Source organism: Bradyrhizobium sp. CB1717 (assembly GCF_029714325.1).
GTDB lineage: Bacteria > Pseudomonadota > Alphaproteobacteria > Rhizobiales > Xanthobacteraceae > Bradyrhizobium.
In genome coordinates this window covers 2,878,440-2,898,943 of the sequence record NZ_CP121666.1, presented here as the reverse complement: position 1 = coordinate 2,898,943, position 20,504 = coordinate 2,878,440, and the positions used below count along the sequence as shown (strand labels likewise).

17 protein-coding genes and 1 pseudogene are annotated in these 20,504 nt (G+C 65.0%); 6 read left to right on the top strand and 12 right to left on the bottom strand.

Annotated features, from left to right (window positions below; all coding sequences use genetic code 11):
- Positions 1–37 precede the first annotated feature (37 nt).
- A complete protein-coding gene (locus QA649_RS13665) occupies positions 38–1,240 on the bottom strand; it encodes a L,D-transpeptidase (RefSeq protein ID WP_283024644.1) in 1,203 nt (400 codons plus the stop codon).
- 368 nt (positions 1,241–1,608) lie between these two features.
- Between QA649_RS13665 and QA649_RS13660 the strand changes: the two genes are divergently transcribed.
- Complete coding sequence (locus tag QA649_RS13660; protein WP_283024643.1) at positions 1,609–2,382, top strand: hypothetical protein; 774 nt, start codon at positions 1,609–1,611, stop codon at positions 2,380–2,382.
- A gap of 1 nt (position 2,383) precedes the next feature.
- Here the strand turns inward: QA649_RS13660 and sseA are convergent, their stop codons facing one another.
- From sseA to QA649_RS13645, 3 genes are all read right to left on the bottom strand, one after another.
- Positions 2,384–3,235, bottom strand: a complete 852-nt coding sequence (gene sseA / locus QA649_RS13655; protein WP_283024642.1) for a 3-mercaptopyruvate sulfurtransferase — start codon at positions 3,233–3,235, stop codon at positions 2,384–2,386.
- Positions 3,236–3,363: 128 nt separating this feature from the next.
- Positions 3,364–3,777 (bottom strand): rhodanese-like domain-containing protein, encoded by a 414-nt coding sequence (locus QA649_RS13650; RefSeq protein ID WP_212431872.1) that lies wholly within the window; start codon positions 3,775–3,777, stop codon positions 3,364–3,366.
- A 135-nt stretch (positions 3,778–3,912) separates the two neighbouring features.
- Positions 3,913–5,088: a VWA domain-containing protein gene (locus QA649_RS13645; RefSeq protein WP_283024641.1), complete on the bottom strand. Its 1,176-nt coding sequence runs from the start codon at positions 5,086–5,088 to the stop codon at positions 3,913–3,915.
- Positions 5,089–5,211: 123 nt separating this feature from the next.
- Between QA649_RS13645 and QA649_RS13640 the strand changes: the two genes are divergently transcribed.
- Both QA649_RS13640 and QA649_RS13635 read left to right on the top strand, forming a co-directional pair.
- Positions 5,212–5,457, top strand: coding sequence for a GlsB/YeaQ/YmgE family stress response membrane protein (locus tag QA649_RS13640; RefSeq protein ID WP_018641029.1), 246 nt, complete (start codon positions 5,212–5,214; stop codon positions 5,455–5,457).
- Positions 5,458–5,552: 95 nt separating this feature from the next.
- Positions 5,553–6,395: a MoxR family ATPase gene (locus tag QA649_RS13635; RefSeq protein ID WP_283024640.1), complete on the top strand. Its 843-nt coding sequence runs from the start codon at positions 5,553–5,555 to the stop codon at positions 6,393–6,395.
- A gap of 1,163 nt (positions 6,396–7,558) precedes the next feature.
- Here the strand turns inward: QA649_RS13635 and QA649_RS13630 are convergent.
- The 5 genes and pseudogenes from QA649_RS13630 to QA649_RS13610 form a co-directional block, all read right to left on the bottom strand.
- Positions 7,559–8,101 (bottom strand): annotated as a pseudogene (locus tag QA649_RS13630) (transposase).
- Between the two features lie 136 nt (positions 8,102–8,237).
- Positions 8,238–9,884 (bottom strand): GMC family oxidoreductase N-terminal domain-containing protein, encoded by a 1,647-nt coding sequence (locus QA649_RS13625; protein WP_283024639.1) that lies wholly within the window; start codon positions 9,882–9,884, stop codon positions 8,238–8,240.
- Positions 9,885–9,900: 16 nt separating this feature from the next.
- Positions 9,901–10,494, bottom strand: coding sequence for a GNAT family protein (locus QA649_RS13620; RefSeq protein WP_283024638.1), 594 nt, complete (start codon positions 10,492–10,494; stop codon positions 9,901–9,903).
- Positions 10,495–10,611: 117 nt separating this feature from the next.
- Complete coding sequence (locus QA649_RS13615; RefSeq protein WP_283024637.1) at positions 10,612–11,538, bottom strand: SMP-30/gluconolactonase/LRE family protein; 927 nt, start codon at positions 11,536–11,538, stop codon at positions 10,612–10,614.
- Positions 11,539–11,673: 135 nt separating this feature from the next.
- Positions 11,674–12,507, bottom strand: a complete 834-nt coding sequence (locus QA649_RS13610; RefSeq protein WP_283024636.1) for an AraC family transcriptional regulator — start codon at positions 12,505–12,507, stop codon at positions 11,674–11,676.
- A gap of 178 nt (positions 12,508–12,685) precedes the next feature.
- Here QA649_RS13610 and QA649_RS13605 point away from each other — a divergent pair, with 178 nt between their 5' ends.
- Complete coding sequence (locus QA649_RS13605; protein WP_283024635.1) at positions 12,686–13,789, top strand: mandelate racemase/muconate lactonizing enzyme family protein; 1,104 nt, start codon at positions 12,686–12,688, stop codon at positions 13,787–13,789.
- A gap of 9 nt (positions 13,790–13,798) precedes the next feature.
- Here the strand turns inward: QA649_RS13605 and QA649_RS13600 are convergent, their stop codons facing one another.
- Positions 13,799–14,155, bottom strand: coding sequence for a hypothetical protein (locus QA649_RS13600; RefSeq protein WP_283024634.1), 357 nt, complete (start codon positions 14,153–14,155; stop codon positions 13,799–13,801).
- Between the two features lie 182 nt (positions 14,156–14,337).
- Here QA649_RS13600 and QA649_RS13595 point away from each other — a divergent pair, with 182 nt between their 5' ends.
- Positions 14,338–14,562: a hypothetical protein gene (locus QA649_RS13595; protein WP_211406954.1), complete on the top strand. Its 225-nt coding sequence runs from the start codon at positions 14,338–14,340 to the stop codon at positions 14,560–14,562.
- A gap of 280 nt (positions 14,563–14,842) precedes the next feature.
- Here QA649_RS13595 and QA649_RS13590 read toward each other — a convergent pair whose 3' ends face one another.
- The gene (locus tag QA649_RS13590) at positions 14,843–15,499 is read right to left on the bottom strand and encodes a glutathione S-transferase family protein (RefSeq protein WP_283024633.1); all 657 of its coding nucleotides are present in this window, start codon (positions 15,497–15,499) and stop codon (positions 14,843–14,845) included.
- Between the two features lie 182 nt (positions 15,500–15,681).
- Between QA649_RS13590 and phaZ the strand changes: the two genes are divergently transcribed.
- Positions 15,682–16,905, top strand: coding sequence for a polyhydroxyalkanoate depolymerase (gene phaZ / locus QA649_RS13585; protein ID WP_283024632.1), 1,224 nt, complete (start codon positions 15,682–15,684; stop codon positions 16,903–16,905).
- A 49-nt stretch (positions 16,906–16,954) separates the two neighbouring features.
- Here the strand turns inward: phaZ and QA649_RS13580 are convergent, their stop codons facing one another.
- Positions 16,955–20,284: an adenylate/guanylate cyclase domain-containing protein gene (locus tag QA649_RS13580; protein WP_283024631.1), complete on the bottom strand. Its 3,330-nt coding sequence runs from the start codon at positions 20,282–20,284 to the stop codon at positions 16,955–16,957.
- Between the last annotated feature and the right edge of the window lie 220 nt (positions 20,285–20,504).

The following is a 20,504-nucleotide window of genomic DNA, read 5'->3' as shown; positions in this document are numbered from 1 at the left end:
GCACGCCCTTTCTGCAAGCTGGGTATAGACGAAGCGCTTAGCGCACGGTGACCGGGGCGGGCAGCGGCGGCACCACCGTCGGCTGCGTACCGGGGACCGGGCCGGCCTGGGCCGACATCGGAGCCGGAGCCGGCGCGGGCGCTGCGGACGCGGTCGCCGTTCCCGGCGGCGGGCCACCCGGCATCACGACCACGCGGGTGCCGACCTTGACGCGATCGAACAGGTCCGAGACGTCCTCGTTCAGCATGCCGATACAGCCGGACGACACGAACTTGCCGATGGTCGAGGGCTGATTGGTGCCGTGGATGCGGTAGACGGTCGAGCCGAGATACATCGCGCGGGCGCCGAGCGGATTGCCGGGGCCGCCGGCCATGAAGCGCGGCAGATAGGGCTGACGCTCGATCATCTCGGTCGGCGGATGCCAATCCGGCCACTCCGCCTTGCGGGTGATCTTCTGCACGCCGGTCCAGGTGAAACCGTCGCGGCCGACGCGGACGCCGTAGCGGATCGCGCGACCGCCTCCGAGCACGTAATAGAGGTAGGTGTTGGGCGTATCGACCACGAGCGTGCCGGCCGGCTCCTTGGTCTGGAACGAGACCTCCTGGCGGCGCAAGTTCGGCGGCAGCTGCACCGGCGCGGCATCCGGCTGCTCCTCGGGCGGCAGCGAGGCCAACGTCATCGGCCGGCCATCGGCGCCGACGGGCGGCTGCCCGGCCTGGACCGTTCCGGTCGCGGCGGGACCACCGACTGCTTCCGGCGGACGCAAGCCGTCGCCCGCGGGTGCCTGGGCCGGACGGTCGGCATAGATCACCGGCGGCGGACCGGCGGGGCGGCCGTAGCGGGGATCGTCGGGCGACATCACGGGGCCCTGCGGCGGAGCCGCCGAATAAACCGGCGGAGCGCCGGCCGGACGGCCATAACGGGGATCATCCGGCGACATCACCGGCCCCTGCGGCGGAGCGGCGGAGTAGACCGGCGGGCCGGCGGGGCGGCCGTAGCGCGGATCGTTGGGCGAGGTGATCGGACCACCCGGGCCGGGCGGCGGCAGCGACGCCTGCGGCATCGCGTCGTCTTCGTCGTCCAGCGCGTCGAAATTCGGCGTGCGGTCGCCGGGGCGGTATTCGGACGGGGCGCCGTAGCCCGGCGCCTGCTGGACCGGATAGCTTTGAGCCTGCACGAGCGAGGTTCCCGCCGCAGCGACTGTTGCGGCAGCGCATATCGTCAGAAAATGTTTGATCATCATCGCTCTTGTATAGCCCCGGGGCCCCATCAGGACCGTTAACGGCCAGATGACCGAAGATAGCGGCACATTCAAGACATATCAGGCCGGTTTGCGCCGGATTTGCCGATTTGTGATCCGCAAGATTACCGTTGCCCCGTTGCATCACGGGGCGGAAATCGCATCGCGCCGTCAATTGCCGGAGCTTCGGCCCCGATTTTTAGGGAATGGGCCGGAATCGTTGCGGTATGTTCGAATCAGCCTGATTCGCCGCCGCTTTGAGCTCCGATCCCCGCGTGGCGAACGCGGCAAGCAGTACCGTCACCGCGTTCAGATGGCTCTTGGGTCCCGGTCGCCACCCGCCGGGGCGGAAATTCGTAACCCGTCCGATGCTTCCCGGCTTTCGCTTCCTGTTTGCCGCGATCGTGCTGTCAACCTCCATCCTGGTGTTCGGCCTAGGGGCCGCCGCGCTGCTGCGGGCGACCCATGAGCAGTATGTCAGCAATCCCTCCTGGCGGAACGGCCCGCAGGAGCAGGTGTTCGCACAAGCCTCCGAGCCGGCCCAGCCGGTGCTCGCGGCCTTGCGCGCAGAGCCGGAGCCGGCCGAGCCCGCGCCAACGCTGCGCGATCGGGTGCCGACCATCGGATTGCCGGCCCAGGAGCCTGAGCAGACGACCCCGGTAACAAGCGAGGCCGAAACGGCGGCACCGCAGGTCGCCGCACCCGCGGCTGACATCCCGGCCACCGAGCCGTCCAAGGCCGAGACCACGACGGAAGCCGCAGCGCCCGCCGCGACAGACACGCTCACGCCCGCCGACACCACGGCGTCAATTTCCGAGACCAAGCCTGCCGCAACCGCCAGCGTGCCGACGCCGGCTGATCCCAGTGCTGCTCTGGTCTCCTCCGCGCTCGACGTCGCCTCCGCCAAACTGGCCGCACTGAACGATCCCGCCACCACGGCCTCGAAGGATCCGCCGGCGAAGCCCAAGGCCGACGTGAAGGCCAACGCCAGCAAGCCGGAGAGCAAGGCGACCAAGCCCAAGGCGAAGAAGCGGCACCGCGAGGTGCGGCGTCCTCCGCCTCAGCAGTTGCGGCAGCAGCTCGATCCATTCGGGCAGCCGCAGGTATTTGCGACGACGCCGGCCACGAGGGCGCGGCAGTAGGTTACGCCGGCCCGGTCGCGATCGGCGGGCCCTTCTCCTGGCCCCATTCCGACCAGGAGCCGTCATAGAGCGCGGTGTCGGTGACACCCAGGCGATAGAGCGCGAACGTGAGCACGCCCGCGGACACACCGGAGCCGCAGCTCGTCACGATCGGCGCATCGAGCTTGACGCCGGCGCCGGTGAAGGCGGCGCGCAGATCGTCGAGCGGCTTCATCTCGCCGGTCGCGGCATCGAACAGCAGATTGTAGGGCACGTTGCGGGCGCCGGGGATGTGGCCGGAGCGGATGCCCGGCCGCGGCTCGGGCGCGCGGCCCTCGAAACGATCGGCGGCGCGCGCATCGATCACCTGCTCGGCACGGCTTTCGACGTTGGCGATCAGCTGCTGCATGCTGCGCACGCGCTTCGGATCGTAGCTCGCGTTGAAGGTTTGCGGCTTCGGCTTCACCTCGCCGCTCTCGGTCGCGCGGCCCTCGGCACGCCATTTCTTCAGGCCGCCATTGAGGATGCGCACATTGCTGTGGCCATAGGACAGGAACATCCACCACGCGCGGGGGGCCGCGACCCAGCCGCCGGCATCGTAAAGCACGACGGTATCGCCATTTCCGATGCCGAGATTGCCGACGTCGCGGCCGAACTGCTCGGCGCTCGGAAACATGTGCGGCAGCGGGTTGGAATGATCCGACACCGCATCGACGTCGAAGAACACGGCGCCCGGAAGGTGCGCGGCGAGGTAGTCATCCTTCGGCAGCGGCAGCACGCCCGGCAGCTTGAAGCTGGCGTCGAGGATCTTGACGTTGGCGTCGCCCATATGGGCGGCGAGCCATTCGGTGGAGACGAGGGGGTCGGTGGCCATCGGTGTTTCCTTGTGGTCATTCCGGGGCGCCCGGAGGGCGAGCCCGGAATCCATCATGCGGCTGAGTTGGTGGATGAATGGATTCCGGGCTCGCGCTGCGCGCGCCCCGGAATGACGAAGGGAGAGATTCAGCCCTTCTTCTTCGGCTCCCACTGCTCCGTCGGGCCGCCGGCATCGCGCCAGGCGGCGTAGCCGCCGGCGATGTGGGCGACGGGCTTCAGGCCCATGTCCTGCGCGGTCTTGGCGGCGAGCGCGGAGCGCAAGCCACCGGCGCAGTGGAAGACGAACTTCTTGTCTTCCTGGAAGATCGGCTTGGCGTAGGGGCTCTGCGGATCGATCCAGAATTCGAGCATGCCGCGGGTGCAGGCAAACGCGCCGGGGATGCGGCCATCGCGCTCGATCTCGCGGGGATCGCGGATGTCGACGATGACGACGTCGCCGTTCTTGGAGATCTCGATGGCGTCCTTGGCGTTGAGCGTCTCGATCTCGGCATTGGCCTCGTCGATCAGCGCCTTGATGCCGCGGGTGATGGTCTGGGGCATATGGTTCTCCCTTCTTCTCTTCCGTCGTTCCGGGGCGGTCGCGAAGCGAGCGAACCCGGAATCTCGATCGTCACGCTCCATCTCGAGATTCCGGATCGGCCGCTTTGCGGCCGTCCGGAATGACGGGGGATGGCGCTAGTGCGTCAATTCCTTCATCGCACCTTCCAGCCCCTCGATCGTGATCGGATACATCCGGTTGGCGAAGATGCGCTTGATGATGGTGGTCGATTCCGAATAGTCCCAGTGCTTCTGCTGCACGGGGTTCAGCCACACCGCATGCGGATAGGTGCGGATGATGCGGTCGAGCCAGATCGAGCCGGGCTCCTCGTTGACGTGCTCGACCGAGCCGCCGGGCACCATGATCTCGTAAGGCGACATCGAGGCATCGCCGACGAACACGACCTTGTAGTCGTGCGGGTATTTGTGCAGCACGTCCCAGGTCGGCGTGCGGTCGGTGAAGCGGCGCTTGTTCTGCTTCCACACGCCTTCATAGAGGCAGTTGTGGAAGTAGAAATACTCCATGTGCTTGAACTCGCTCTTCGCCGCCGAGAACAGCTCCTCGACCTGCTCGATATGCGCGTCCATCGAGCCGCCGATGTCGAAGAACACCAGGAGCTTCACCGCATTGCGCCGCTCAGGGCGCATGTGCACGTCGAGATAGCCGTGATTGGCGGTCTCGCGGATGGTGGTGTCGAGATCGAGCTCGTCGGGCGCGCCGGTGCGCGCGAACTTGCGCAGGCGCCGCAGCGCCACCTTGATGTTGCGGATGCCGAGCTCGACATTGCCGTCGAGATCCTTGAACTCGCGCTTGTCCCACACCTTCACGGCGCGGTTGTTGCGGTTCTTCTCCTGGCCGATGCGCACGCCCTCGGGATTGTAGCCGTGGGCGCCGAACGGCGAGGTGCCTGCCGTGCCGATCCACTTCGAGCCGCCCTGGTGGCGGCCCTTCTGCTCCTCGAGGCGCTTCTTCAGGGTCTCCATGAGCTTGTCCCAGCCCATGGCCTCGATCTGCTTCTTCTCTTCTTCGGTCAGGTATTTTTCGGCGAGCTTCTTCAGCCACTCCTCGGGGATCTCCGCCTTCTCCATGGCGTCGAGCAGGTTTTCCAGCCCCTTGAACACCGTGCCGAAGACACGGTCGAACTTGTCGAGATTGCGTTCGTCCTTCACCAGCGCGGTGCGCGACAGATAGTAGAAATTCTCGACCGAGTAGTCCGCGAGGTCAGCGTCGAGCGCCTCCACCAACGAGAGGTATTCGCGCAGCGTCACGGGGACCTGCGCGTCGCGCAGAGAGGTGAAGAATTGCAGGAACATGGGTGACAGATTGCCCGTCGGGGGACGAACGTCAAGGGGCGGAGACCGGCGCTCTGCGCTGGACCGGGAGGCTTTTTGCTCTAGAATTGACGGTCTCACGGGGTTGTTTTTGGGACGTTTGCAATGGGAATTCTCGCAGCGCTCATCATTGGCGCGATCGCAGGCTGGCTTGCCGGCAAGATTGTCCATGGGGCGGGATTTGGGCTGATCGGCAACATCGTCGTCGGCATCATCGGCGCGCTGGTCGCAAGCTGGGTGCTGCCGCAGCTGCATATCGCGCTCGCCACCGGCACGCTCGGCGCCATCGTGGACGCCACGATCGGCGCGGTGATTGTGCTCGTCATCCTTTCGCTGATAAAACGGGTCTGAAAGCCTGACCGAACCAGGAACGGCCGCCGCGAGCGGCCGTTCGCTTGTCGTGACCAAGGCAATAGCCTCGCGGCGACGACCAACAAGGACGTGCGATGAAATTTACCGGCACCAAGGACTATGTTGCGACCGACGATCTCAAGGTCGCCGTCAATGCCTCGATCGTGCTGGAGCGCCCGCTCCTGGTGAAGGGCGAGCCCGGCACCGGCAAGACGGTGCTGGCGGAAGAAGTGGCGAAGGCGCTGAACGCGCCGCTTCTGACCTGGCACATCAAGTCCACCACCAAGGCGCAGCAGGGTCTCTACGAATACGACGCGGTGTCGCGCCTGCGCGACAGCCAGCTCGGCGATGCCCGCGTCTCCGACATCAGGAACTACATCAAGCGCGGGAAGCTGTGGGAGGCCTTCACGGCCGAGCAGCGCCCGGTGCTGCTGATCGACGAGATCGACAAGGCCGACATCGAATTCCCCAACGACCTCCTGCTCGAGCTCGACCGCATGGAATTCCATGTCTACGAGACCGGCGAGACGATCAAGGCCAAGCAGCGCCCGATCATGATGATCACCTCCAACAACGAGAAGGAGCTGCCGGACGCCTTCCTGCGCCGCTGCTTCTTCCACTACATCAAGTTCCCCGATGCCGACACCATGCATCGCATCGTCGACGTCCACTTCCCCGGCATCAAGAAGCGCCTCGTCGAGGAAGCGTTGCGCATCTTCTTCGAGGTCCGCGAGGTGCCCGGCCTGAAGAAGAAGCCGTCCACGTCGGAGCTGCTCGACTGGCTCAAGCTGCTGCTCAACGAGGACATGAGCGTCGAGCAGTTGAGGGAACGGGATCCGCGAAAACTGATCCCGCCGCTGCACGGCGCGCTGCTCAAGAACGAGCAGGACGTGCACCTGTTCGAGCGGCTGGCGTTTTTGAGCAGAAGGGAAGTGTAGGCCGGCGGCACCACCCCCACACTCGGTGTCGTCCTGGCGAAAGCCAGGACCCATACCGGCGTGGTTTATCGACAGGACTCCGCGGCTAGTACCGCCCATCAAACCACTCCCTGGGGTAATGGGTCCTGGCTTTCGCCAGGACGACGCTGGGGAGACAGTTGTGCGCTCTCCCACCTCGTCATTGCGACCGCAGTGCCGTAGGGTGGGCAAAGGCGCAGAGCGCCGTGCCCACCATTCCGATCGCGGACGACGCATAAGATCGTGGGCACGCTTTCGCTTTGCCCACCCTACGATATCGAGTGTGTCGCAAGCAGCTTCCCCAATCTCGTCATTGCGAGCGCAGCGAAGCAATCCAGAATCCTTCCGCGGCAAGACTCTGGATTGCTTCGTCGCAAGGGCTCCTCGCAATGACCGGAGCAAGGGGCAACGGCGTCGTTCTCCGACTGACAATTCAAATTGCAAACACACGTCCGCATCCTCGCGGCTCATCTCGCCCGAGCTTTGCTTCATTCCTCACCCCCAAGGAAAGAGGGCGCAGGGAAGGCCGGATGCCGGCTGGCACCCGCGGTCTGCTGCGCGAATGAAGCGCAGAGAAACCGCACAGCAGCATACAGGTGTAGCCAATCACTCGGCCTTCCCTGCGCGATGGTCGGCCGGCTTATGCCGCGCTCTCCCGGGAGCCGAACTTTCCCTCTGGCCTCCCTCACCCCGCGAATTGACGATGCCGTCTGCCCGGTTGGGCTCGCGCGCATCTCCGCGAAAGGCTTGACCGTAGCAACGACGGCCAGGACCACACGGTTTTGCCGTACGCGTTCAGCGCCGTTCGTCTACACGCGGCCGCGGGCTCACAGGGACTACCCGCCCTGCCCGCCACCTCTCGTGCCGACGCTGCCGCGTCCACCGCAACCCGGCCCGCGCTTCGAACGACTCGCGAACCGCCCCTCTTCGTCGGGCCGGGCTGCTGCGATCTATGCCGCAATTCCGAATTTCGGTAAAGTGGAATATTTTTATGGGAAGGGGTTGACGGGGTGGCGGGGTGTTTTGCCCGACGGGACATGCGTGGCGTTGTAGGATGGGTAGAGCGCAGCGAAACCCATCAAGCGCCTTCCGCGAACGCCGCACGATGATGGGTTTCGCTGCGCTCTACCCATCCTACGGCTCCGTCAACTTCGCTCTCCGAACTTGGCACCGTCATTATATTGCGACAGATCGCCAGCCCAGTCTGATGGATAGTTCCCGAGTTCTACATGGCGATGGAACGAAGAAGGAGCCCAATCCGTAACTCAATCGACGAGTCCGTGCTTGACCGGGTTGATATACACATAGTCGATGTGCCGAGCATAGTCCTCCTCGTCGCGGATGGTATGCTCCCAATAGCGCCGCTGCCAGATGCCACGCTCCCCTCTGGCGGCGCGGCTGGCCGAGACCGGTTCATCAAACGCGAGGTTGCGAGAGAAGGCTGATTTGATCTGCCGCCAGCGCGTTGCAAAATCGGCATCTCCGTCCGGCATCGTCCAGACGGTGTGAAGATGCTCCGGCAGCACCACAATCGCATCGATCGTGAACGGGTGCCTTCGACGGATCTCGAGAAATGCTGCGCGCAGTATATCGATATTCGCCGTCAGAAGCGACCGCCGGCGATCGGCCAGATTGACGGTGAAGAAGAAGCTTCCGCCGGGAATGAAGTTGCGCCGATAGGAGGTCATGCGTCTCATCATGGCACAACCTCGGATAGACGTCATCGCTCTTGTAGGATGGGTAGAGCGCAGCGAAACCCATCGGGCTTGAGCACGCGCTGCACGATGATGGGTTTCGCTTCGCTCTACCCATCCTACGAAGATGTCACGCCACCGCGGCGTCCGGAATGCGCGCGGCTTCCATCGGCGCCTTGCCGCGGATCAGGTCCGAGGCACGATCCGCGATCATCATCGTTGACGCATTCAAATTCGCCGAGATCATGCGCGGCATCACCGAGGCGTCGATGACGCGGAGGCCTTCGAGGCCGTGGACGCGGAGCTGGTCGTCGACCACGGCCCAGGTCGAATCCGCCGGGCCCATGCGGCAGGTGCAGCCGGGGTGGAAGGTGGTGGTGCCGCGCTCGGTGGCGGCGTGCAAAAATTCGTCGTCGGTGTTGACGTTGGGGCCGGGGAAATCCTCGTAGGCGTAATACGGCGACAGCGGCGCCGACTTCAGCAAACGCCGCGCGAGCTTCATGCCGCCGACGATGACGCGGCGATCGAGCTCGGCGTCGAGATAGTTGGTCTGGATGATCGGCGGCGCGAATGGATCGCTGGAGCGGATGCGGACATAGCCGCGGCTCTCCGGGCGCTGCTGCCAGGAGGCCACCGTCATGCCGGGCTCGTCCTCGAGCTGGCCCTGCACGCCTTCCTTGTAGGACGCCGGCGTGAAGGTGAGCTGAAGGTCGGAGCTCTCCGCGCTCTCGCCGGAATGCCAGAAGCAATAGACCATGGTCGGCGACAGCGACAGCAGGCCGCGGCGCGCGGTCGCCCATTTCAGCGCCTCGATCCACAGCGAGAAACCGCGGCGGAGCTCGTTGATGGTCTTGATGTCTTTTACGCGCGCCACCGTGCGGGGGGCGTAGTGATCTTGAAGGCCCTCGCCGACGGGCAGCGCGTGACGCACCGCGATGCCGTGCTGCTGCAACAGATCGGGCGAGCCGACGCCGGAGAGCTGCAGGAGCTGCGGCGAATTATAGGTGCCGCCGGAGAGGATCACTTCCTTGTTGGCGCGCACTTCGACGGGCTGGCCGCCGCGGCCGCCCTTGGTGTAGCGCACGCCGACCGCACGCTTGCCCTCGAAGATGATCTCGGTCGCGTGCGCATGCGTATGCACATGCACGTTGGGGCGCTTCATCGCGGGCTTCAGGAACGCGGTCGAACCGGAGACGCGCAGGCCGTTGTCGATGGTGCGCTGGCAGTAGGAGACGCCTTCCTGGGTCTTGCCGTTGTAATCGGGGTTGCGGGGGATGCCGAGCGAGACTGCGCCTTCCATGAAGGCTTCGCAGAGCGGATCGCGCCAGTCCATCGTCGTGACGGTGAGCTTGCCGTCGCGGCCGCGATAGGTGTCCTCGCCCTCGCCGACGCGTTTCTCCAGCCGCTTGAAGTAAGGCAGCACGTCGGCATAGCCCCAGCCGCGATTGCCCATCTGCGCCCAGGTGTCGAAGTCCATGCGCTGGCCGCGGTTGTAGATGTGGCCGTTGATCGAGGACGAGCCGCCGAGCGTCTTGCCGCGCGGCGCGTAGATGCTGCGCCCGCCAGTGTAGGGTCCGGGCTCCTGCTGGTAGGCCCAGTTGATGCTCTTCATGTGGAAGGTCTTTATGAAACCCGCCGGCAGATGGATGTAGGGGTGCCAGTCGCTGGGGCCCGCCTCGAGCACGCAGACGCTGATATCAGGATCTTCGCTGAGCCGGCTGGCGAGCACGCAACCGGCGGAGCCCGCGCCGACGATCACATAATCAAATCTATCCATGGTCCCTCGGCCGCCCCTAGCGCGGCTTGTCGTTGAGTTGAAATTCCAGATGCGCCTGCACCGTCGGCCATTCGGCGGCGGTGATGCTGTAAACAACAGTATCGCGCAGCGTGCCGTTCGGCGCGACCTGGTGGCTGCGCAAAATGCCGTCCTGCTTGGCCCCTAAGCGCTCGATGGCGCGGCGGCTCTGGTGGTTGAAGAAGTGCGTGCGGAACTCGACCGCGATGCAGTTCAGCGTCTCGAAGGCGTGCCGGAGCAGGAGCAGCTTGCACTGCGTGTTGAGCGGCCCGCGCTGCGCGCCCTTGCCGTACCAGGTCGAGCCGATCTCGACGCGGCGGTTGGTGGCATCGATGTTCATGTAGGTCGTCATGCCGACGATGTTGCCGCCGGCGTCGAACACGGTGAAGGGCAGCATCGAGCCCGCAGCCTGCAAGCCGAGGCGGCGGTCGATCTCCTTGCCCATGTTCTCCGGCAGCGGGATCGCAGTGTACCAGAGTTTTGACAGCTCGCCGTCCTTGACGGCCTCGACCAGCCCCTCGCGATGCTGAGGCGACAGCGGCTCGAGACGGGCGTGCTGTCCGCGCAGGGTGATGGGATCAGGCCAGGGCATTGAAGTCTCTCTCCGTTGTCATTGCGAGGAGCGAAGCGACGAAGCAAGCCAGACTGTCACCGCGGGGGCATTCCTGGATTGCTTCGCTCCGCTCGCAATGACGGTCACTAGCACCGTTTACTTGTTTAGGAAATTGAGAGGCAAACCGCCGCGCGGCCAGTCCATGGCGATCAGTTCGCCCTTGCCCGACAGCGTGATGTAGGCGGTCTTCAGCTCGGGGCCGCCGAAGGCGATGTTGGTGGTGACGCGGTCGCCGGTCGGGACCTGCTCGACCAGGGTGCCATCAGGCGCGATCACCGAGATGCAGCCGGAGACGAGGGTGGCGACGCAGATGTTACCGTTTGCTTCCACCGCAAGCGAGTCGAACATCTGGTAGCCGCCGAGGCCGCAGATCGGCTTGCCCCGCTCACCGCGATAGATCGCGTCGCGCGGCTTCAGCGTACCCGGCGCGGAGAGTTCATAGGCCCAGAGCCGGCCCGTCGGCGTCTCCGCGATGTAGACGGTGCTCTCGTCCGGCGACAACCCGATGCCGTTGGCCGGCAGCACGCCATGCACGATTTCGACGATCTCGGTCATGCCGGGCTTGAGGTAATACATGCCGCCGACATCCATCTCTCGCGAGCGGCGCTTGCCGAGATCGGAGAACCAGAGGCCACCCTGCCTGTCGAACACCAGATCGTTCGGTCCGCGCAGATCGTGCTCGCCGCATTTCGTCACGACCGTCTCGACCTTGCCGGATTGCAGGTCGACGCGCTGGATCGAGCCGCCGAGATAGTCGTCCGGCTGCGGACCCGGCATGATCATGTTGCGGGTCGGGATCCAGGAGAAGCCGCCATTGTTGCAGATGTAGATCTTGCCGTCAGGGCCGAGCGCGGCGCCGTTCGGGCCGCCCGGCACTTTCGCCACGATCTCCTTGCGGCCGTCGGGATAGACGCGGGTCAGACGCTGGCCGCGGATCTCCACCAGCACCACCGAGCCGTCCGGCATCACGACCGGCCCTTCGGGAAATTCGAGGTCGGTGGCGAGAACGCGGACGTTGGACATGTGGGACCCTCCCGGCTGCTTGTTATGGCTTGCACGGGATGTCCGGCACGGGCCCCACACGCAAGATTTGCCTGCGGTTATGGCAAAGTCATCCGGGCTTGCCAAGCAAGCGGGATGGTATGCCAGCCCTGCAGCTTACTCCCGCACGGGCACCCAGATTTCGAAGCCGCCATTGCCGGTCGCGGGATCGAACTTTTCGTCATAGCGCTCGAAATTCGGCGCGTCCGCGGCCTTCAGCCCGGAGGCCGGCAGCCATTGATTCCAGATCGTATTCACCGTGCGGCGGATCGAGGCGACGTGCTCGGTGTGGGTGAACACGGCATAGCGCTGCTCTCCGATGCGGATGCGACCGAAGCGGCGCGGCAGGTCGGAGAAGTCGGCGACCTCGACGCCGGCGATGTAGTCGAAATTGCCGGCATCATCGCCGTTGCAGCAGACGCCATAGGCGACAGGGCCGATGCGCGCGGGAATGTCGGCCACCTCCTGATGGAAGCGGTGCCACAATCCGGGGATCATGGCGCCGTTGTCGCAGGAGATGCGCTCAGTGGGGCCGGCGACGAGGAAAGCCTTTGCGGTTTCGAAACGCGGTGCAGCAAGGTTGTCTAGCATGGTGGAGTCCATGAGGATCGGCTCCTGAAGCTTGAGATGGCTGACGCATGTCGCGGTCCTGACAGCTTCGGGCGTGGTGCCGAACTGGTCGCGGAACGCGCGGGTGAATGCCTCGTGCGAGCCGTAATCCGCCTCCAGCGCCAGCGACAGAATGTCCGGCGCGCCGTTCGCAAGGCTGCGCGCGGCCTCACTCAGCCGCCGTGCGCGCACGTAGCGCATCGCCGGCAGGCCGGTGGCTGCGGCAAACGCCCGCACCAGGTGGAACCGCGACACGCCGGCGACCGCGGCGATCTCGTCGAGCGTCATCGGCTCGGCCAGATGGCTCTCGATGTACCAGAGCGCGCGCTGGGCTGGGTTCATGACGGTCGGCCCTCGTTCGAAGCAAGGCCATGATGCACCGAAGGCCGCCGGCCTCGCTTGATCGGCGTTGCGGCCCTTTAGGAGGATAGCGCCGGAACTGCCACTGGCAACGTCCGGGCGTTCGTGGCTACATTCGACAACTCAAAACCGCTCACAAGAAAGCAGGAGGAACCGCCACATGAAGATCACCGATGTGCGGGCGCACCATATCCGCATCCCCTATGACGCCGGTGTTGCGAGCTTCCGCCAGGGCGCTTCCGCCATCACCGCCCTCGACATGGTGCTGGTCGAGGTCACGACCGATGCCGGGCTGACCGGCTGGGGCGATGCCTTCGCCTATGTCAGCCCGCGCACCACGCGCAGCGCCGTCGAGGAGATGATCGCGCCGCAGGCCATCGGCCTCGAGGTTCCTGACGCCGCCGGCATTCCCGCGGCGATGGAGCAGATCCAGCGCAATCTGCATCTGTTCGGCCGCTACGGCATCACCATGTTCGCAATCTCCGGCCTCGACATCGCGCTGTGGGACCTCGCCGCGAAGATCAAGGGCGTGCCGCTGCACCGCCTGCTCGGCGAGACGAAGCGCCCGGCCATTCCCGCCTATGCGAGCCTGCTGCGGATCGGATCGCCCGGCAACATCGCCGGCGAATGCCGGAAGGCGCTGGCGCTCGGCTATGGCGCGATCAAGCTGCACGAGACCACGCTGCCGGCGGTGTTCGCCGCGCGCGAGGCGATCGGGCCCGGCATTCCGCTGATGGTCGACATGAACTGCCCGCTGTCAGGCGAGCAGGCGATCGCATTCGCGAAAGCATGCGGCGAGGCGCAGCCGATGTTCCTGGAGGAGCCGGTCTGGCCGCCCGAGGATTTTGCCACGCTCGCCGACGTACGCAGCAAGGGCGGGCTCGGCATCGCCGCCGGCGAGAATGCCTGCACCGAATATCAATTCCGCCAGATGATGGATGCGGGCGCAGTGAGCCACGCCCAGCCGTCGGTGATCAAGGTCGGCGGCATCACGGAATTCCTGAAGATCGCGGCGCTGGCCGATCAACGCGGCGTCAAGATCGTCCCGCACTCTCCGTATTTCGGTCCCGGCTTGCTGGCGACGCTGCACCTTCTGGCGACGCGCGACGACGGGCTGGTCGAGATGTTCTACCTCAAGCGCGAAGCCTGCCTGTGGGGCGGCCGCGCCGACGCCGATGCCACCGGCCATGTCGCGGTGCCCTCAGGACCGGGGCTCGGCTATGAACCCGATCGCGACGTGATGGAGCGCTATCGCGTGGCGTGATCGACGCGCCTATTTCGCCGCGTCCTTCGGCGGCGGCGCGTCCTGCTTCTTCTTCATATCCTCGGCGGTCTTCGCCTGCGCGGCCTGGAGATCACTGATCGTCTTCTGCAGGCCGGCGACGCCTGTCTTCAGCGCGTCGATCTGGCGACCCGCCGCATCCAGCTTCTGCTGGTGGTCGAGGTTGAGCTTGGTGATCGTCTTCTGGAGGAAATCGATATTGCTTTGGAGGCAGCTGGTGCGGCGCTCCATGGTCTTCTCGACCGTGCAGATCTCGATGCCCGGCACGTCCTGCGCGCGGAGCGGCGCAACCGCCAGCGTCGCGAGCAGCAACATCGGGAAAAAAATGCCGGTGCGTCGAAGCGGCATGCGGGGTTCCTCGCCAAATGATCACAGCAATGTGCGCCGATTGCGCACAGCGGCCGGACGCTACCACACTCGTACCGCATTCTCGCGTTGAGCTTGGCTTGTTCCCTGGGACGGGGAGCATTGAACCGCGCGCGAAGGAAGTGGGCGCTCTTTCGCGGCTTTGTTTAGGGGAGATTTTTACAATGGCAACGCGCGATAGACGTCTGGCGGAGTTCGATGGCGCTGGAGAACCGCCACCTGGCCTGCCGGTCGAAGTGCTGTGCGAGGATCACAGCGGAACATATCAGCTGCCGTTCGCCTGCCGTTATGTCGGGGGACGCTGGCAGAACCACGAGGCCGGCATCGCGGTCGAAGCGACCGTCATCGGCTGGCGCCTGCCGCGGGTGAAACACTCGGGCGTCGCCTGACCGCGACTTGTGTTCCAAAATGCGACGGAGCCGCGCTCCGCCTTAACCAACGGAACGCGGCCCGAACGAATCACGTCCGAATCAGCGGAGCGGCCCCGTACACAGCTGTTCACGGCTAGATGTCGCAACCAGCCTAGGGACCCCCACAATATCTGCGTACCGTGAGGGGCTGCCCCGTCCGAGGACGAGCGCCGAAAGTTAACGGCTTCAATGACATGGCTACCGAGGGCGGCGGCGGCCGGCCTCGCTCCCAAAACAGGCAGGGCGACGCCTCCCCTGCCTAATATTCGACCTCGAGCTCCTCGATCTCGGCCGGCTCTTCCTTCGCCGCCGCGATCCACTCCCTCATCTCGGGCATGGCCATGATGGTATCGGCATAGGCCTTGAGGCGTGGCTCGAGCTTGACGTCATAGGTGACGAAGCGCGTCACCACGGGGGCGTACATCGCATCCGCCATGGTGCGCCGCTCGCCGAACAGGAACGGACCGCCGGATTTCTCCAGACAGTCGCGCCAGATGAACCAGACGCGGTCGATGTCCGCCTGCGCGCGCGACCAGATCTTGAAGCCGGGGAAGTGGCCCTTGAGATTGACCGGCAGCGAAGCGCGCAGCGTGGTGAAGCCGGAATGGATTTCACCGCAAATGGAGCGGCAATGGGCGCGCTGGAGGCGGTCATCGGGCAGCAGCCCGGCTGACGGCATCACCTCGTTGAGATATTCGGCGATCGCCAGCGTATCCCAGACCACGGCGCCCTCGTGCCGCAGGCACGGCACCAGGATCGACGACGACAGCAGCAGGATCTCCGCACGCGCCGACGCGTCGTCCGGCGCGGTCACGATCTCATCGAAATCGAGCCCGGAAAACTTCGTCAGCAGCCAGCCACGCAGCGACCAGGACGAGTAGTTCTTGCTGCTGATGGTCAGTGTCGCTTTCGCCATATGGCCCCTTCCCTCACGCCTGTGACCCGCACCCCGCCCGGCCGCGGATTTGCTCATTCGCTGAGCTTCCCGGTGTCCTCACCCCGCTTCCGGAGCAAGCGATGTGCCAATTTTGCGGGCGATCCTGCTCCCGTCTGGCTTCGATATTGCATGACGGCAGGGAACAGGGTGGGCACTTCGGTATGATGTCGATGTATTATCAGGCCTTTCAGAACCATATGGATCTGACGGCGCCGTGGCGGGCGGGCGCCTCGTCCGCGCTGAAATTCCTCAATCTGGCGCCACAGGGCATGTCGCACCAGGTGGTCGGCCGACTCTCGGCGGCGCTGGAGCTGATCTCGCGCTCCACCCTCACCTATGACCGCCCGGCCTATGGCATCGACAGCGTGATGGTCGGAAACCGCGAAGTCGCCGTGCGCGAGGAAATCGCCTACGCGACGCCGTTCGGTTCGCTGCTGCATTTCAAGAAGGATGGCGCGCCGGACCAGCCGCGCATGCTGCTGGTAGCGCCGATGTCCGGCCATTTCGCAACGCTCTTGCGCGGCACCGTGAAGACGCTGCTGCAGGACCACGACGTCTACATCACCGACTGGCACAATCCGCGCGACATCCCGCGCAGCGAAGGCCGCTTCGGCCTCGACGACTACACCGAGCATCTCATCGACTTCCTCGGCCAGCTCGGCCCGCGCCCGCACATGGTCGCGATCTGCCAGCCGTCGGTCTCCGCGCTCGCGGCCGCTGCGGTCATGTGCGAGGGCAATCATCCGTCACGGCCGGCGACGCTGACGCTGATGGCAGGTCCCATCGACACGCGGATCCAGCCGACCAGGGTCAACGAATTCGCCAAGAGCAGGCCGATCGAGTGGTTCGAGCGCAACCTGATCAACTACGTGCCGGTGCAGTGCCGCGGCGCGCTGCGCAAGGTCTATCCCGGCTTCGTGCAGCTCACCGCGTTCGTCTCGATGAATCTCGAGCGCCACATCAAGCAGCACATGGATCTCGCCAACCACATCGCCAAGGGCGAGAAGGACAAGGCGGCGACGATCAAGACCTTCTACGACGAATATTTCGCCGTGATGGATCTGCCTGCGGAGTTCTACATCGAGACCGTGCGCGACGTGTTCCAGGAGCACCTCCTGCCGCAGGGCAAGCTGATGCACCGCGGCCGCCCCGTGAACACCAGGGCCGTCAGCCGCATGGGGCTGATGACGGTCGAGGGCGAGAAGGACGACATCTGCTCGATCGGCCAGACGCTCGCAGCGCAGGATCTCTGCACCGGCGTGCGCGCCTATCGCCGCGTCCACCACATGCAGGCCGGCGTCGGCCATTACGGCGTGTTCTCGGGAAAACGCTGGAACAACGAGATCTATCCGCTGCTGCGGGATTTCGTGCACGTAAATTCGTAACCGTCATCCGCTGCCGCCAAGACGGCCAGCCAGGGCAAGCGGCACGGGCCTAATGCGCTTGCGCGAGCAACTCTTTCGCTTCCACGAGCTCGGGAAGATCTCGCTCCGTCTCGAATTCAGCGAGCACGGGAGCGAGCAGTTCGGATATCACAGCTGCTCGGCCATTTGTCTTGTGCAGGCGGGCAAGCCCAAGGATGCTGCGCAGCTCGAAGGTCTTGGTCTGCTGGTGTCGCGCGATGTCCAGCGCTCGTCTGAGGTCGTCTTCGGCGCTGGATTGGTTCGACGAACCATGGCGCGACAAAAGTTTACCGCGGACACGATGCAGCTCGGCATCAAGCCAATGCTGGCCGGACTGTCCGGTCCGGGCGATCAGTTCGTTCAGGATTTCCAGCCCGGTCTCGAGTTGGCCGACCTCTGCATGCGCCACGGCGACATGCATCCCCCAAAACGGCTCGCACAGGTAGCAATCGTTCTCGTGCAGCAAGCTCCAGCCCTGACGCATGTCCGCCAGTCCGGCCATTCGGTCGCCGGCCCGCCACTTGGCGAGGCCATTCAGGTAGGTGCCCGCGGCCACGTACAACGGCATGGTGTGGTCGCGCGCGAGACCGAGCGCCAGGATCGTCTCTGTTTGCTGCAACATGCCCCCGCATACCCCGTCGAACACGGCGCGATGAACCAGCGCGTTGGCCTGGGACAGCGCCCGCTTTTCTGCCGAAGCACCCACCGCTTCGGCAGCGAGCTTGCGTGCGCGCGCGATGATGCCGAGCGGCCAGAGCACCAGAGCAAGGAATCTCATGATCACGAACGGCAGATCCAGCGCCGAAGCCCTGAATGTCGCGGGATCCGGTTCGGCGCCATAGATCGCGAGCGCCCGCTCGAGATGCGTTCGCGCGCTCAGGTAGTCGCCGGCGAACCAGCAGGTGACGCCGCCCGTCCAATGGGCGACGACGGCGGCCACCGGCGAGTCCGGTCGTCGGTCAGCGGCACTCCCGATGGCATCCGCCAGCTCGCGCATCGGAGCGAGCTCGCCGTGCGTCAGGCAGGCATTGAAGAGCCCCGAATGGATCGGCGCAAGTTCAACGGGATCATCGATGTCGGCCGCGAACTGGCGCGCACGCGTCCACGCCGCGACGGTTTCGGGAGCGCTGTGTCCGAGGCTGCCCCGCAAGGCACGGCCATATGAGATTTGAAGATGCAGCCTGCCGATCATCCGGCGAGGATCGTCAGGCAGCTCGTCGGCGGTCGCAATGGCCTTGCCGAGATGCGCGATCGCCTCGGAATAGGCAGAGCGCTTCAGCGCCTGCTGGCCCGCCTTGCGCCACCATTCGAGGGCGACCTCGCTCAGCCCCGCCTCAGTGAAGTGGTGCGCCAGAACTTCCGGCTCGGTCGCGGCGACGGCTGGAAACTTCTCGCGCAGAACCTCGCCAATCCGCGTGTGAAGCACCTGCCGCTTGCTCTTGAGCAAACTCTCGTAGGCCGCTTCCTGAACGAGGGCGTGCTTGAAGCTGTAGTTTGCTTCGGGCGGAGTCCCACGACGCAACAAAAGTTCGGCCTCTTCAAGTTGCCCCAGCGCAGCGCTCAGCGTCAGATCATCGCGTCCCGCCACGGTTTTCAGCAGCGCGTATGAGAAGTCGCGCCCGATGGCGGCGCCGATCTGCGCCACCTCCTTGACTGGAGCGAGCCGGTCGAGCCGCGCCATCAGCGAATCCTGCAGCGTGGCGGGAATGGCGAGCGGCGGGAGCGGACTACTCAGGCGATAGCGCCCGGCATCTTCGACGAGCAGGCCGGACTCCAGCACCATCTTGGTCAATTCCTCGACGAATAGCGGGATGCCATCGGTCTTGTCGATGATCTGCTTCATCATCTCGCGTGGCAGCTGGCGACCCACGACCAGCTGCTCGACGAGCGCGCGCGTGTCCTGCCGATCGAGCCGGTCGAGCCGCAACAGGCTGACGTTGGCAAGGCCCGACCAGGACGGCTCGAACTCCGGCCGGGATGTCATGAGCACGAGTATCGGCAATGCCCTGATCCGATCGACCGCGAGATCGAACAGTTCAAGTGTCGTGGCATCGGCCCAATGCAGGTCCTCGCAGATGATCAGCAGAGGCTGGTCTCGCGCCAATCCTTCGAGTTGATCGAGAAGGGCGGCGAATGTCTGTCGCCGCTGCTGCGCCGAGCTCAAGCCGAGGACCGGGCAACGGTCGCCGGTCGGAATCGAGAGCAGAGCCGCAATGAGCGGTGTTGCTCGGGCGGCCTGCCGGGTTCCCAGCGCCAGCATCGTCTCGAGCTTATCGAGCTTTTGTTCCGGCGTGTCGTCCGAACGGATTCCGGCGGCACGCTCGAGCTGCGCGACAAAGGGATGAAGTGCGCTGTTGGTGTGGTAAGGCGAACACTGATATCGCACCCGACGGTGCGTCCCCAGCAAGGGGCTCTCGGACAGCGTTGCGACAATGCGCGACTTGCCGATGCCCGCTTCGCCGGAAATCAATACGATCTGGCCCTGGCCCTGCCATGCCTCACGCTGGCGCGAGAGAATGAACTCGATCTCGTCCTTGCGGCCGACAAAGCCGATCGAGCGCGCGGCGCGGACCGCCTCGAAGCGGCTCTCGGACGCGGTCGCTCCTTCCACCGCCCACACCGCGATGGGTTCGCCTATCCCCCTGACTTCGCGGCGGCCGAGATTGCGAAAGGTGAAGAGATCGCCAAGCAGCCGGCGCGTCGACGACGCAACGACGACCACTCCCGGTTCGGCCAGGCTTTGGAGCCGAGCGGCGAGGTTTGGCGTATCGCCGACGGTGGCGTGCTCCTCCGACGCGTCTCCGCTGATGAGGTCGCCGACCACGACGAGCCCGGTCGCAATCGCGATCCGCAGCTCAACCTTTTCGCCGGCGCCTGTCTTGAGCTGGCGAATTGCGGAGATGATGTCGAGGCCCGCTCGCACTGCGCGCTCCGCATCATCTTCGTGGGCGCGCGGATAGCCAAAATAGACCAGTATCCCGTCACCGACGAACCTGGCTATCCTGCCGTCATAAGCGGCAATGACGCGCGCGCATGCGGCGCGGTAGGCTCGGATCACTTCCCACATATCCTCGGGATCGAGACGCGCCGAGAGCGCAGTCGAGCCGACCAGATCGCAAAACATGACGGTGAGGTGGCGCCGCTCGGCGTCATGAGGAGGAGCCGGCGATGCGATCAACGCGGCTGGATCGAGGTCGGCAATGGCACGCAGCATCTTGCGGCGATGACCGAGCAGGACTCCGAGCTTGTCAAAGTCCTCGTCCATCAGCTCGGGGAGGATGCCCACGTCGATCCCATTCTGGGCAAAACGCTCGGCGTATTGCCCAAGCCCCAGCTTCTCGAGCCACTCCGCAATCTGCATGGCTCCACCGATGTTGTGGCTGGCAGTTAGCAGAATTTTGGACCACGGCCGCGCAGAAACAATATCCCAACGCCACCATGATGGCACGTCTTGTTTGCTGTGCGAAAATTTCGGTTACTCGATACCGATAGGATTTCGGCCGGGACACTGCTCGAAGCAGACGGCCGCGCTACCAAACATCGCTGGCACGCAGCGTTGGACGGCAGAGGTTGCGATGAGT